At 46.3% G+C, this 14,386-nt stretch carries 11 protein-coding genes; 6 read left to right on the forward strand and 5 right to left on the reverse strand.

The annotated features are described in order from the left end of the window. Window positions 1–446: 446 nt before the first annotated feature. Window positions 447–1,850: a DUF1517 domain-containing protein gene (locus RIC07_RS04675; protein ID WP_446393497.1), complete on the reverse strand. Its 1,404-nt coding sequence runs from the start codon at window positions 1,848–1,850 to the stop codon at window positions 447–449. Window positions 1,851–2,144: 294 nt separating this feature from the next. Between RIC07_RS04675 and RIC07_RS04680 the strand changes: the two genes are divergently transcribed. The 3 genes from RIC07_RS04680 (at window position 2,145) to RIC07_RS04690 (ending at window position 5,079) form a co-directional block, all read left to right on the forward strand. Further along, window positions 2,145–3,284 carry a DegT/DnrJ/EryC1/StrS family aminotransferase gene (locus RIC07_RS04680; protein ID WP_446393498.1) on the forward strand — a complete coding sequence of 380 codons (1,140 nt, stop codon included), beginning with the start codon at window positions 2,145–2,147 and terminating at the stop codon, window positions 3,282–3,284. Window positions 3,285–3,318: 34 nt separating this feature from the next. Beyond that, window positions 3,319–4,212, forward strand: a complete 894-nt coding sequence (crtB, locus tag RIC07_RS04685) for a cyanoexosortase B (RefSeq protein WP_446393499.1) — start codon at window positions 3,319–3,321, stop codon at window positions 4,210–4,212. A gap of 159 nt (window positions 4,213–4,371) precedes the next feature. Beyond that, entirely contained in the window at window positions 4,372–5,079 is a 708-nt protein-coding gene (locus tag RIC07_RS04690; RefSeq protein WP_446393500.1) for a cyanoexosortase B system-associated protein, read from the forward strand. Between the two features lie 256 nt (window positions 5,080–5,335). On the opposite strand, the gene RIC07_RS04695 is transcribed toward RIC07_RS04690, so the two are convergent. Then, window positions 5,336–5,515 (reverse strand): hypothetical protein, encoded by a 180-nt coding sequence (locus RIC07_RS04695; protein ID WP_446393501.1) that lies wholly within the window; start codon window positions 5,513–5,515, stop codon window positions 5,336–5,338. A 92-nt stretch (window positions 5,516–5,607) separates the two neighbouring features. Here RIC07_RS04695 and RIC07_RS04700 point away from each other — a divergent pair, with 92 nt between their 5' ends. The 3 genes from RIC07_RS04700 to RIC07_RS04710 all read left to right on the forward strand — a co-directional run bounded on the left by RIC07_RS04700 (window position 5,608) and on the right by RIC07_RS04710 (window position 10,936). Then, window positions 5,608–6,822 carry a polysaccharide biosynthesis/export family protein gene (locus tag RIC07_RS04700; protein WP_446393502.1) on the forward strand — a complete coding sequence of 405 codons (1,215 nt, stop codon included), beginning with the start codon at window positions 5,608–5,610 and terminating at the stop codon, window positions 6,820–6,822. 268 nt (window positions 6,823–7,090) lie between these two features. Next, window positions 7,091–9,322, forward strand: coding sequence for a GumC family protein (locus RIC07_RS04705; RefSeq protein ID WP_446393503.1), 2,232 nt, complete (start codon window positions 7,091–7,093; stop codon window positions 9,320–9,322). A gap of 372 nt (window positions 9,323–9,694) precedes the next feature. Then, window positions 9,695–10,936, forward strand: a complete 1,242-nt coding sequence (locus RIC07_RS04710) for an AbrB family transcriptional regulator (RefSeq protein ID WP_446393504.1) — start codon at window positions 9,695–9,697, stop codon at window positions 10,934–10,936. Here RIC07_RS04710 and lysS read toward each other — a convergent pair. From lysS to RIC07_RS04725, 3 genes are all read right to left on the reverse strand, one after another. After that, complete coding sequence (lysS, locus tag RIC07_RS04715) at window positions 10,899–12,059, reverse strand: homocitrate synthase (RefSeq protein WP_446393505.1); 1,161 nt, start codon at window positions 12,057–12,059, stop codon at window positions 10,899–10,901. The genes RIC07_RS04710 and lysS overlap by 38 nt on opposite strands. Before the next feature lie 533 nt (window positions 12,060–12,592). Continuing rightward, window positions 12,593–13,582, reverse strand: a complete 990-nt coding sequence (locus RIC07_RS04720) for a sterol desaturase family protein (RefSeq protein ID WP_446393506.1) — start codon at window positions 13,580–13,582, stop codon at window positions 12,593–12,595. A 33-nt stretch (window positions 13,583–13,615) separates the two neighbouring features. Beyond that, window positions 13,616–14,347 (reverse strand): rhomboid family intramembrane serine protease, encoded by a 732-nt coding sequence (locus RIC07_RS04725; protein ID WP_446393507.1) that lies wholly within the window; start codon window positions 14,345–14,347, stop codon window positions 13,616–13,618. Between the last annotated feature and the right edge of the window lie 39 nt (window positions 14,348–14,386).

The following is a 14,386-nucleotide window of genomic DNA, read 5'->3' on the forward strand; positions in this document are numbered from 1 at the left end:
GCTTTGTATGCAGATAAAAACTTAACGGCTGATGTCAAAAAAGTTCAACCTTATTTATGGAGGAAGGGAGTCTGTGAACAACTTACATCCTGACTCGCATTCATCTACGCTTGATGCTACGCATACAAGACGTAGGATTCTTATCCCCTCAATTTGCTCGGATCGCCCTTTATTTAGGGTTTGCTGCACAACCCACAAACCATTAGCCATCAATATTTTGAGTAGCATTGACATTGGTTCATCTTCCAGGAAAGATAATAAAACTCATCAAAACCCTTGCACCGCTATCAGGAAAAATGTACCCTTGCTCCCCCAGCTCCCCCAGCTTCCCCCGCTCCCCCTCACCACAACACTTATTCAGCAGTCCCTATTTAAAACCCCCTGTGTTAGTAGAGACGTTGCATGCAACGTCTCTACATTTCCTCTTGAGGAGGCATTTTTCTTAATTAAATGATTTGAATCATATCTGTATATTCGGTCAACAATTCATCATAAGTTAGGCTATCGTCTTGACTCTGAGGACTCCAAAGCAGTTCCACGGTCATTAAATACTCAGGACGCACTGACGCGACTTTCTTTAATGCCTGATTCAGGGTTTCTGCTGAACGAATGTCGCCAAACAACGGGTGATCATCTGCCGTTCCCACTAACAGCGTCACGACTATATAAGCCGCTGGGTCTTCCTGAGCATCGGGCATTACCGGAACTTTTTGACGCACTCTTCCGCCAACATTGCTCAGGGTTTCGGCACTAAATTTGCTGCGTTCTTCTACCGAAAGCTGGGTAAATAGTGTTTTGGCTTCCTCGATATTAACGCTTTGCGAACTGCTGGAAACATGACTCCAGGTATCTGAATGACGTAGCAAAACTAACGCCGATTCTTGCAGCAGTTCGAGTAAACCTTCGGGAGTCGTTGTATCGACCGTTAAGGCGAGTTCCGATAACTCTGATTGCAAGTTTGGGGTGTGAGCAAATAAGGCTACCTGTAATTTACTCACTGTGACAATATCATTTTCTAGTTCATTGGTGGCGGCTTTCCGGCGTTTGAGGAGAGACAAAATCAACCGGATTAGTAGATAAATAACCAGGAAAATCCCTACACCAAAAAATAGTAAAGCGATCAAGACGGGTAACGGGTTCGCTGATTTCGTGGAGTTCACCGCTTGAGTTGGATTCGTTGCTGGCGCGGTAGCTGGCGGTGGAGTTGTACTATTAGTTGATTCCGGATTGGTCAGGCTTTGATTGGGTTGTGCGGCGGGTGCTGAATCCGTTGTCGCTGCATCCGGAAGGGTTTGATTTTGGGGAGGCGGTGCTGAAGTTGTCCCAGGATAGGATGTTGAGGGATAATCCTGGAAATCGTTATCGTCATTTTCGATTTCAATTTCCAGTTCTACTGAACTATGTCCATGTCCATAAGACGGGTGAGAGGTACGCCTGGGATGGGTTGATGAGGGATTCGGTTGATTCGGCTTGGTTTGAGTCGGAGTTGGAGATGTGGGTTTCTCTAATGTCCCGCCACTAGCTCGTCCCCCGGTTGTTCCCCTATTGGTAGGATTAGATTGAGATGGAGATGTTCTCGACGATGATGGAGGGGAGGATGAACGGCTAGGGGAAGATGAACGGCTGGGGGAAGATGAACGGCTAGGGGAAGATGAACGTGAGGATGAACCGCGACTAAAGGAACCGCCACCGCTGCGTCCCCCACTGCTTCTAGCGTAGGCGTCGGGATGCATATCAATCGATGCGCTGATGCGATCGCGCGATACCTCTAGGTCTACACTGTTAATTAGGCTTAAACAAAGAGCGGTAGCCAATAACGTCTTAAAGTTCATCCGTTGTAGCCGATTCATGAAGGTCTCCCGATGCTACTCCCTTAGCTACAATTGTAGCTTTTTGGTGAAAATCATTCATCGTTTCATCGCCATCATGGTAGAGAAGGGCGGGTTTAGTTACATTATCGGTTGATTCCCAAATGTTATCGGTAAAACCCGCCCCTACAGCTTGGCTACCAGACGTAGGTTAACCGGAAACTTTACCAAAACTTGATAATTCAGGGGTAGGCATTAGCACCTAAATCGGACATAAATTAAATAAGGGATAAAATAACCTAACTCAGCAAACTCCTATTCTTTCCCAGTATATTCATGAACCCCCCACCCCCAGAAACCATTCCCTTTGTTGATCTGACGCTGCAACACCAGCCGATTCAAGCGGACATTGAACAAGCGATTCAGACGGTTATCCAGCGCGGTGATTTTGTCTTAGGTCAAGCTTTAGCCGAGTTGGAAGCAGCATTTGCGGCGGCGTCTGGTGCAGAGTATGGTGTCGGTGTCGCTTCCGGGACAGATGCGATCGCGCTAGGATTACAGGCAAATGGGATTGGTGCAGGTGATGAAGTGATTGTTCCTGCCAATACGTTTATCGCCACTCTCATTGGTGTGCTTGAGGCAAAGGCGACGCCCGTCTTAACCGATTGTGACCCCAACACCGCCCTGATTGACCTGAATGCAGCGCAAAAAGCCATCACCCCCAAAACTAAGGCAATTATACCCGTTCACCTTTATGGTCAGATGGTATCACCGCCGCAATCACTCAATTTCGCCCATAGTCATAACCTGCTACTCTTTGAAGACGCCGCCCAAGCCCATTTAGCCCAACGGGACGGGTATCGGGCGGGTTCGGTGGGTAAAGCCGCCGGCTTTAGCTTTTATCCGAGTAAGAATTTAGGCGCGTTTGGCGATGGCGGAATCGCCCTAACCAGTGATCCCGATGTCTATCAAACCTTGCGATCGCTAAGGAATTATGGCGCACCCCGTAAATATTATCACTCAGAACTGGGCAAAAATAGTCGCTTAGATTCCATCCAAGCGGCGGTTCTCAACGCCAAGTTACCTCATTTGTCCCAATGGAACCAGTCTCGCAACGCCGCCGCCCACTACTATGACCAATTATTAGCACCGCTAGCGGATAAAGGGATTATCCCCATCCAAAACCAAAGCGGTACGGGTCATGTGTATCATCTGTACGTGATTCGGATTACCGCCGCCTGTTCCCTGACTCGTGAAATGGTGCAAGAGAAACTCAATACCGCTGGGATTCAAACAGGTATCCATTATCCCCTCCCTTGCCATCTACAACCTGCTTATCACTATTTGGGGTATCAAAAGGGTGATTTCCCCCATGCCGAAACTCTGTGCCAGGAAATTTTATCATTGCCTATGTATCCTGGAATAAGTAACGCTCAAATTGAGCGAGTGGTTGATTGCCTCAATAGCCTGTTGTAACCGCATCCGGCGGCTGTAATTTCGGGGTACAATTATGCAACTTGGACAAAAGATTCCTACTGCCATTGACCGTCACCTGTGGGATGGTGCGATCGCGGCTTTACTGATTATCCTCTATGCGCCTCTACTCATCCACTGGTATGATGGTTGGCTGAATAAAAGTATTAGCATTGAACACGAATACTTTAGCCACGGTTTAATTGGACTGCCCTTTGCCGCCTACATCGCCTGGACTCATCGCCAGCAGTGGCAAGCCATCCCCGATAAATCGAATTATGTCGGGTTAGGATTACTGGCAGTTGGTGGCGTCTTTTATCTGTCGGGTCAATCGGAACTGGTTAATATTTCCTTTCCCACGGTTTTAGCTGGACTGTGTTTGTGGTTTAAAGGGATTCCTGGCTTACGCTTACAAAGCTTTCCTCTACTGTTGGTGATTCTGGCAACACCCACCGCATTTCCTTACTTAATCGAACCCTACGCCTTGCCCCTACAACGCTTTATAGCTGGAGTTGCCGGATTTATTTTGATTCAATTTGGCATTGATGTTAATGTCGTTGGCATTAACTTATTTGTCGGCGGACGAATTGTGGAAGTAGCCCCTCACTGCGCTGGATTAAAGATGCTGTTTACCAGTTTATATGTGAGTTTAATGCTGCTGTACTGGAGTGGGGCGTGGATATCACGACAGAAGACGACATTGTTGCTCATTGGTGCGGTGTTGGTTAGTGTGATTGGTAATATTATCCGCAATACCCTACTCACATTCTTCCATGGTACTGGGATGGATGGAGCGTTCCATTGGCTGCATGAAAGTTGGGGCGGAGATCTGTATTCAGCGGGAATGTTAGGAATGTTAGTGATTTTACTTAAACTCATTGAACGTTCTGTTGATACCGAACCTCAAACGCCTGATTCTGTATCTGAGTGAGATTAAAAAACGTTTGTATTTAGTCAGGGCGGGTTTTGTACAAACGTTACCATCAATAGCCAAGCCTAAAATCCCTAAACCCGCCCCTACACAAAATTAAAGACGCGCCATGACACGTCTGGAACACTCAAAACTCTTGCGCCCATGAAGGCAAATCTGATGAAATCCTCAAGACTGCGCCAGGTGATTAAACGCCTGCGATTCAACCGCGCGATCGTGTTACTGTTATTGTTAGTCATTGTCGCGATCGGGGCAGTACCAAGTTATTTGACAGGCAACTGGTCGTGGATTGAGCCACCCAGATTTGCCAATTTCAGTAGCATCAAAGTGGTGCAAATTGAGGGGTTAGAGATTCCAGGCTGGGAAACCCTAGAGCAACGAACTGTCACCTTAGGGGGGCATAAATGGTCCTATCAGGAAATTCAGGGCGACTTAGATAAACCTGTATTGTTATTGTTACGTCCTCCCAATGGTCCGATTGATCAACCTCAGGTTGAATGGATGGATATTAATGGTGTCTTTCAATGGAAAAAGGATTCCCATCAACGCTTAAACTTTACCGTTGAAACCCAATCCCAGCAGGCGCAAGTTAATGCCCGTCTCTTTCGCGCTTGGACTCAACAGCAAACCTTTGCCGTTGTTCAGTGGTACGCTTGGGCGACAGGGGGTCATCCCGCTACCCGTCAATGGTTTTGGGTTGACCAAATTGCCCAGTTAAAGCGTCAGCGAGTACCATGGGTAGCGGTTTCTATCCAGATTCCGATGGAACCGTTAGGGGATTTGGCAGACGCCAAACCTATCGCTGAATCTCTCAGTCAAACTGTGCAAAAGGCATTGATGACAGAACCGTTGGCGGGAGAGGATTAAGGGGCGCAGAGGGAGCAGAGGGAGCTGGGGAAGCAGGGGGAGCTGGGGGAGCTGGGGAAGCAGGGGGAGCTGGGGGAGCTGGGGAAGCAGGGGGAGCAGGGGGAGCTGGGGAAGCTGGGGGAGCAGGGGGAGCTAGTTGGGCATAGTGCATGTGTAGGGGCGGGTTTCACCATTATTGTTTATTCCCTAACCCAGATGTGACTGAACCCGCCCCGACCAAGGGTTAACATGAACAAGGGCAGGTTTTTTTGAGCCATTATTCGGTGAGGGGGGCGGGTTTTTTTGAGCCATTATTCGGTGAGGAGGGCGGGTTTTGTTGTTCCGTTATCGGTGGGGAGGGCGGGTTTTGTTGTTCCGTTATCGGTGAGTTATTGGTGAGGAAGGGCGGGTTTTGTTGTTCGGTTATCGGTGGGGAGGGCGGGTTTTGTTGTTCCATTATTGGTGGATATTTGAATTGAGTCCCTAAACCCGCCCCTACAATTGTGGCTAAACCCGTCCTGATAATTGAGTGATGTGGAGGGAATAATTTTGACTAAAGTTAATTGGTATGCTGTCGGCACATTAATCGCAATTGGCTGGTTAGGGCAAATTAATTCAATCGCTTGGGCAACGTCTCAGAGAATAGTAGAACCTTCAGCATCAACTCCCCAAAGAGAACATGCCCAAATTCCTACCTTGCCACCTCCACAAGACATTAATAGTCCGACAGAGGGAGTAAACATTAATGTTCCTGATCCCTTTGCCCCACCGCCACCCCTCGGTTACCCAGAAGAATCGCCGCAGAGAGTCCCGGATACTCAATTTAATGAATATGTTCTCGGTATTGGTGATTCCATTGCGGTTACGGTAGAACGTTTTCCTGACCTTAATTTTTCCGGCACAATTGATTTACAAGGGAATATATTAGTTCCCTTAGTTGGTAAAATTAACGTCCTCGGACTTACTCCCGACCAAGTTGAAGATAGATTAGCCACCGCCTTTAGTGAATTTGTGGTTGACCCTGATGTAACGGTGGTTCTAGCCGGATTGCGTCCCGCCACAATAACCATTGCAGGTGAAGTGACTCGACCTGGTTATTATTCCCTAGCGCCCGGTTCTCAGCTTACAGCGGCTCTACAAGCGGCTGGCGGAACCACGAATCTGGCTGACTTGCGTACTGTCATCGTGCGTCGGCGTTCTCCTGCGAATAATTCGATTATTGAACAACAGATTGATTTATTTACACCGTTGCAAAATGCTACAGCCTTACCGGATGTGCGTCTCCGCGATGGGGATTCTGTTGTCGTATTGGAATTGGAAACGGGTACAACTATGGATTATGACCGCAGTCTCGCCTCTCGCTCGACGCTGGCGACACCGCAAATTACGTTGCGAGTCTTGAGTTATCCCAATGGTCGAATTGGCAACCTGAATTTGCCCAATGGCAGTAATTTTATTGATGCGTTGACCTCGCTGGCACCAAGTTTGGAGGATGCGGATTTAGGTGAAATTGCCTTAATGCGGTTTGATCCGGAACGGGGTAAGGTGGTGACCCAGGAGATTGATGGGAAGGCTGTCCTCATGGGTGATTTGGCGCAAAATGTCCCCTTGCAGAATGAAGATGTTATTGTGATTGGTCGTAGCCTTATCGCTAAAATCAACTATGCTTTGCGTTTAGTGACTCGACCCTTTAGTGATTTTCTGGGATTTCGTAACTTTTTTGAGAATGTCGGGGATGTGTTTGGCTCAGGGGATAATAACTAGGGCTGGCTGAATAAGCATTGTGGTGAGTGTAGAGACGTGCCATGGCACGTCTGGGAGCTGGGAACAGATGCAATTTGTTATCCGGACAAGACGTTGCTCGTTGAATGGCTGTGCGATCGCATCCTTTCCGCTATCATCCTACAAAGGTGCTGAGCTAGAATACAAGCACAGACACTTTGACCTCATTTATTTCCCTCAATTCAGTATACCCCCATTCGGTGCATACTCTCCTAGACTCCGCTTGCACGACTCGTTCAGCTAAATTGCTATGACTATTCCCTTAATTAAACGTTATTTAATCGCTCTTGATCGTTATAAATTTATTGGTATCGGTATTTTTGCTTTAATTACTGGCGGATCGGGCGTTGTGGCGATTATGCCCTCTCCTCCCAGTGCTGTGTCTTACGAAGCCGTTGGAATTTTGTCGGTGACTCCTCCGGTGAGAACCTTTTCGGAAACCGGAACCCAAATTCAGCAGCAGGGGGTGCAACTGGGAAAGGAGAATCTTTTAGAGGAGAACGTGATTAAAGCTACCTCTATCGCTGTGGGCGCTAATCCAAAAGAGATCATTGATAATGTAGATTTGAAGTTCGACACGTCTGGAGGAGAGGGAGAATCCTCGATTCCGTCAATCATTGGAGTGTTTTACAACGATGATGATCCGGAGCAAGCCGCCAAAACTGTAGAAGTGCTGATGCAGAAACTGATCGAGCAAAGTCGTTTGATTAATACTGGACGACTACAAGCGATTATTGACTCAATTGAAACACGCTCAGCGGAGGCGGAAAACGAACTAAAACAGGCACAAGAAGAACTGGAAACCTTTAACCGGATTGAAGGCGCTGCCTTAGCCTTAGCGGAAGATAACAGCTTGCTGGCACAAATTAATGCCAACCAACAACAGCAACGCCAACTGCAACAGACTCTAGAAGGAATTGAGAGTCAGATGGCTAGCTTGCAGAGACGGTTGGGGTTGACGGCTGACCAAGCGTATACGAACTCTGCTCTCAGCGCTGATCCCACCATCGCTGGCTTGCGCGGACAATTGCAACAAATTGAAACTCAGGAAGAACTGCTCAAGAGTCAAGGGTATAAAGACCAACACCCGAATGTGCAGGAGTTACAGCGACAGCAACGAACGTATGAGGCGATGCTGGCACGACGAGCCGCTGAGGTGATTCAGGGGAACGGTAGGGGTGAAGCTTTAACTCCCCCACAAATCCGAGCCGATAGCAGCCTTGACCCAGCTAGGAAACAGTTAGCTGATACATTGGTGTCATTATCAACTCAACGCGATACCCTGCAAGATCAACTGGAAACGACCAAAAGAATTGGACAGGAACTGCTCCAAGACTATCAACAGATTCCCACCAAACAGCTTGAGCAAGTACGCTTGGCGCAGCAGTTTCAGCTCAAACAAGACTTCTACAACAGATTACAGGCATCACTCATCGATGCTAAAGCCGCTGAAGCGGAAACCGTGAGTTATCTCAGTGTTGATCAGCCTCCGAATGTCCAGAAGAAAGGCGGGAAAGAGTCAACTAATCCGATTGTCATCCTCGCCGGGGGAACCTTTTTCGGCTTAGTCGCGGCGGCTGGCGTGATTCTCATCTTGGCTATCTTAGACAACAAACTCTATGCCGCCAAAGAAATCCAGCAATTGCTGGCACAACATGATGTCCCTGTCTTGGCAGAATTGCCTGTGGTGATGAGTATTGACCCAGATTTGGGACAAACGGGTATTTTACTCAAGTCAAGTTCACCTTATTTAGAGGTGTACGAACGGTTCCGCAGTAAGCTTTGTAGTGGGGAGAATAAATCCTTGAAAGTGGTGTTAATCGCCAGCACGGTTAACGGAGAGGGTAAAAGCACCACCGCTTATAATTTAGCGATCGCGTCAGCTCATGCGGGTAAGCGTACTCTATTAATTGAAGCCGATTTGCGCTCATCCTCCCAAGCGCATTTCCACCACGTCACCCCTGAACCGGAAGCGAAGACCCAACCCTTATCCTACTACGGGTCTAAGAGTGCTTGCATTCAGTTAGCCCCAAATATTGAGAATCTCTATATCGTACCCAGTCCCGGACCCCAAAAACAAGCTGCCGCTATCCTAGAATCGCGAGAGTTTCAACAGCTTATCAGCGATGCTCGCAATCGCTTTGATTTTGTAGTTATTGATAGTCCGGCACTCTCCCTGTCCAATGATACCCTGTTGCTCGAACCCCTAGCCGATGGGATGGTACTCGTCACCCGACCGGGTTACAGTGAGAAATCAATCCTGAATCTGGCAGCTCAAGAATTAACTGAAGCCGAGCCATCACCGCTATTAGGGGCGATTATCAATGGTGCGGATACCTCGATTCCAGTCAGCGCTACTGAGGTTGAGGAGGATATTGAACTGGAGTATGAAGACGAAGACGAAGATGCTTTTGAAGATGAAGATGAAGAATTAGAAGAAGAACAAGAGGAGCCAATTCCGACGGGTGCGACAAGGTATTAATTGTCATTTGTCATTTGTCATTTGTCATTTGTCATTTGTCATTTGTCATTTGTCATTTGTCATTTGTTGATTGGGGAAGTTACCTTGGTAGGGGCGCAAAGCTTTGCGCCCGATTCAATGGTAAAATCTAGTCCACAATTTTAGCTGTGTCACTCCAGTGGGCAGAACCTTCTCGTACTCGCCTAGGAGAACCCGAAGGGTAGAGGACTCCAATTGCCAGTTAACCTGTTGGGTTTCGCGATCGCTCTACCCAACCTACACCCCATTCTCGACACCTGACCCCGACACTCTACCCTCCATACCCTGCACCCTCATTAATACAGATGATAGAATAGAATTGTTAAGTTTTTTATACTCTATTTATTAATATCTGTGGTTTGGCAACTCTCCTCATTACCGGAATCCCCCTCGATACCCAATCAAGACCGTCTTTCCCGTTGGATAGAAAAACTCGTTGACAATTTGCCCCAAACCAAAAGAATTACCCAGCAGATCATCACCGCGATTGGCGTCGGCTTACTCTTTAACTGGCTGCATGTCCCCGTCGGTTGGCTACTGGGTCCGATGCTGGTGGGAATTGGCTATGCAATCAGTCTAGGACGTCGCCAACCCTTACCTTCAAGTTTTAAACTCATCGGACAAATTGTTGTCGGTTTAGTTACAGCCACTCGCTTTTCTCCAGAAACCATTAGTGTGGCAACAACCTATGCCATCCCTTTGTTACTCTGTGTGTTGCTCACCGGGAGTCTGAGTCTATTTAATGGATATCTCTTAAGTCGTTGGGCTGGGATTGATCGCACTACCAGTTTACTCGGATTTATACCGGGTGCAGCCTCCAGCATTGTGGTCATGAGTGAAGAAATGGGAGCGGATGCGATCGCGGTTGCTCTACTTCAATATATCCGAGTTTTGCTGGTTGTGTTAATCATGCCTAGCGCGGCTATCCTGCTGGTTCCCGCCAACCCCGATACGTTAGCCACCGCCACTGTCACCCCAGCCAGCACCTTGACCACCTTACCCCTGGCGTTGAGTCTTTTAATTCTCGCTGGGTGCGGTATCCTGGGAATTTGGGCAGGAAAGCGATTCCGTTTACCCTCCCCTGGATTTTTCGGTCCCTTTCTGGTAGGGTTAGCAGCATTTTTGGCATTGCCAAATCCAGTACAAATGCCTCAACCTTTATTCGCAGGTGGACTATTACTGATTGGATTATCGGTTGGGGTACAGTTTGACTGGCAAACCGCCCGTAAACTCGGCAAAGCTGTCTTAATTGAAATCGGGTTAGTCACTGGGTTAATTATCATCTGTTTAGGGATTGGCTATGGCTTTCATTGCGTCACCGGTGTGGATATGGCAACGGCTATTTTAGGATTCACACCGGGAGGAATTGAGGCAATGGTGGCTACCGTTATGCAGTTAGGCGGTGACACCGGATTGGTATTAGCGATGCAATTAACCCGGATGTTAAGTATCATTATGATTGCCCCTTGGTTAGTAGCGTTTTTGGTTAAGCGTGCCAACGCTGCAAATGATCAGTCCTATAACATCGAACCCGTTATCACTCCAGAAAAATCCACCCTTAAGCCGGATTTTGACTCTGTTCCAGCGGGAAAGTAGAACGCAATATCTCATCCACAGTCTCTAGCGTCAGTGGTTGTTGGTCAGCTAAAGCTTTAATGGTTTGAGTTACTGCCTGAATTTGGAAGGGGTCGAAGTCTAATCCCAGTTGACTGGCGCGATTGGCAATCGCATGGCGTCCTGTTAATTTATGATTAATTAAAAAGGAACGGGATAGTCCAAAATCATTGGGATCAATGGCTTCATAAGTATGGGGATTATTCAGCATCGCTTTGGCATGAACTCCTGCCTTATGGTTAAACGCGGCTGAACCGATAATATAGTGGTTGGCGGGGATTGCCATACTTATTTTATCGGCAACCAATTGATGCAGTGCTAAAAGGTTGGGTAGGCGATATTTCCACTGCAACTGTTTGGGATCAACCGTGTAGAGACGGGCGATGAGTCCAGACAGGGGAGTAATCCCATTCCGTTCCCCAATTCCCAAGACTGTGGTATCGATATGAGTTGCACCCGCTTCCAAGGCGGTATAGCTATTCGCGATCGCACAACCTGTGTCATTATGACCATGGAATTCAATATCGGTACTTGTATGTTGACGCAGTGTCTGGACTAAATTAAACACTTGATTCGGAGTCGCCACACCCACGGTATCCGCTAAACCAAAACGATTGACTATTCCGAGTTTATCAATGGCACAATAAATCTGGAGCAAATCGGGAAGGGAACTGCGAAAGGAATCTTCTGTAGAGAAGCGCAACTCTGTTTCTGGACTTTGTTCATGGATAAAGGTAATAACGTCTGCTGCCAAATCCAGAATTTGATTAATACTTTTACCATGACCAAACTGGCGCAGAAAACGGGACGTACCAAAGAACAGATTAATCCCGTTAACGCCTGTATCTAATGCTAATTTTGCATCGTCTAAATGACAGCGAATATGGGTCAGCACTTTGGCGTGCAAACTCAATTGAGCTAAATGCTGACAATCTTGACGGGATTGCGGTGAAGCACAAGGGGAGGTGACTTCAATATATTCAACGCCGAACTGGTCAAGCGCCTGAGCAATTTCTACTCTATCCTGTGATGAAAAGTTGGCATCACCAAATTGTTCTCCTTCCCGTAGTGTCGTTTCTATAATTGAAAATTGACTCAGTGACATTGATGGTGTCCTTTTTTAGTGCTAACTAATCACATCCATATCTATAGTATCGGAGGGTTCTAGGGCGAATTGCTTCTTAAACTACTGATTTTATAACTCTTTTCAACCTATATTATCCTGCAAAAATTTATCTAGATTTAAGAATTGATAGAGTATAAATCACTACAATAAGCTTATCCTCAGATCTGGTACTCTGCTAAGTAGGTGGACACAATTAAAGTTAACGGTTGAGATCAGGAAGGATCAGGGAACACCTCGACCCTTCGACACGCTCAGGGCATCGCTTACCTCGACTTGCCTCGACTTCGCTCGGCAACACGCTCGGTGTGTCACAGGGAACAGTAAGGGTTTGAGGGCGATTTACACAAATTAATAAGCGTGCCGTTTTCTTTTGTCCGACTACTTAGTCAGGAAATAAATTTGCCTGTCAAAGCTAAAGTAAGCATCGAGCTTACCAGGTAAATCCTTGAACCCGTTTTAACGGGTTTAAGCTTTTAGCCCCAACTTTAGTTGAGGGCTTAATTTACTATTGCCTATTGCCTATTGCCTCTCCCCACTATTTTAGTCACTCGACTAAACGGGAAAAAATATAATTGCCAAACGTTGTTGAACTCTTCCTCTACCAATCCCACCGAAAAAGTTTCCGCTTCTTTGGGAACATAAAGCGTTCCGGCTAGATAGTCCCAAATTGAAAAGATTAATCCGAAGTTTTTATCATAGTGTTTCTCTAATTTACTATGATGGATCTGATGCATCGCTGGACTGACTAGGATATGATTCAGATGCCAACCATAAGAAATCCAAACATGGAAATGGCGAAGATTGGACGTCAGATGAAATAGATAAATAATCACACTGACACCCGCTATCGTGAAAGGTTCAACATCGCCCTTAAACGTATATCTGAATAAACCCGTGACCAACCCTAGCAAACAGGCTTTGCAGGTATAAATGATCATATCATCGACGGGGTGATCTCGCTTAGCCGTGACAGGGGTTAGCACTTGGGCTGAGTGATGAGTTTTGTGAAATTCCCAAAGAATGGGAACTTTATGTAATAAGTAGTGCGCCCAAAAATAGCCAAAATCTATGGCGAAAACGACGGCAATTGTATAAGCGAGTTTAGCGGCAAAATTTATGTCCGGTTCTATTCTCGGTTCTCTGAAAATTCCGTAAAAGGATTGAGTTGTCAGTTTGGCTACTATTTCCGTTACACTAATCAGTAGCGTCAGACGGATAAGGATTTTTATCAGCCCATTAATGAAATAACACTGATAGTCTAAAATTGCCGATTTGTGAGTATAAATTGAGTGAGGGAAACAGTAACTTAGTAAACTTAGCCAAGAAAATTTGCCAGGATTTGGATGAGAGATTCGGTATAATCCAAAAAGCAGAATTAAACTGAATAAAATATAAATCCAGTAAAAATTGTGGGCGCTGTCAAACAGAGGAATACCTAGGTTAATTATTTCCTTGACCGATTCCGGAAGTGAATAAAACACTTCTTTGACCAACTCAATCATGACTATTGTATTTAATTGTAGTTATCTCAGGGTTCAAGAAAGATTCTGAGAATCCCAAAATGATGGTTTCGTATCCTCAGAAAACAATCCTAACAAAGGACCCAGAATAGCGCCAAAGACAAACCCGCCAGCGTGCGCCCAGTAAGCAATACCCCCATTTTCCATCCCCACATTTGCTGGGGCTTCTAACATAGCTAACCCATTAAACGCTTGCTGTAAAAACCAAAATCCCAGGAAAAATACAGATGGTAATCTTAACGTAGTAAAAAAGAAGCCCAAGGGAATTAATGTAACCACTTTAGCATTGGGAAACTTAAGAATATAAGCACCCATTACACCCGCGATCGCACCACTGGCACCTAGAGAGGGAATCCCCGATTGGGCGGAGAAAAACCACTGGGCTAAACTGGCTAATATGCCACAGGTTAGATAAAATATCACAAACTTGAACCGACCCAGTTCTTCTTCAATATTATTGCCAAAAATCCAGAGAAATAACATATTGAATCCCACATGGGTAAATCCCGCATGGAGGAACTGCGCTGTGATTAACGTCAGCGGTTCCGGTATCGGCTGATGCACGGTAATGCCGTTAAAACTGGTTGTCAGTTCTTTAGGGACAACAGCAAATAGATGAAAAAATACATCCAGTTGTTGAGAATTTAATGTTAGCTCGAAAATAAAAACTAAGACATTAATTGCAATTAACGTATAAGTAATGTATGGTGTAATTTTGATTGGATTTTCATCCCGTAATGGAACCACAAGCCTCTTTCTCCCTGATAAATTAACAATTAATTATTT

The organism is Coleofasciculus sp. E1-EBD-02 (genome assembly GCF_040218245.1).
In the GTDB taxonomy this organism is placed as follows: Bacteria; Cyanobacteriota; Cyanobacteriia; order Cyanobacteriales; family Coleofasciculaceae; genus Coleofasciculus.

Coding starts and splice junctions, on each gene's coding strand:
- RIC07_RS04675 (WP_446393497.1), bottom strand. CDS start 1,850: ATGAATCGGCTACAACGGATGAACTTTAAGACGTTATTGGCTACCGCT.
- RIC07_RS04680 (WP_446393498.1), top strand. CDS start 2,145: ATGAACCCCCCACCCCCAGAAACCATTCCCTTTGTTGATCTGACGCTG.
- crtB (WP_446393499.1), top strand. CDS start 3,319: ATGCAACTTGGACAAAAGATTCCTACTGCCATTGACCGTCACCTGTGG.
- RIC07_RS04690 (WP_446393500.1), top strand. CDS start 4,372: ATGAAATCCTCAAGACTGCGCCAGGTGATTAAACGCCTGCGATTCAAC.
- RIC07_RS04695 (WP_446393501.1), bottom strand. CDS start 5,515: ATGGAACAACAAAACCCGCCCTCCCCACCGATAACCGAACAACAAAAC.
- RIC07_RS04705 (WP_446393503.1), top strand. CDS start 7,091: ATGACTATTCCCTTAATTAAACGTTATTTAATCGCTCTTGATCGTTAT.
- lysS (WP_446393505.1), bottom strand. CDS start 12,059: ATGTCACTGAGTCAATTTTCAATTATAGAAACGACACTACGGGAAGGA.
- RIC07_RS04720 (WP_446393506.1), bottom strand. CDS start 13,582: ATGATTGAGTTGGTCAAAGAAGTGTTTTATTCACTTCCGGAATCGGTC.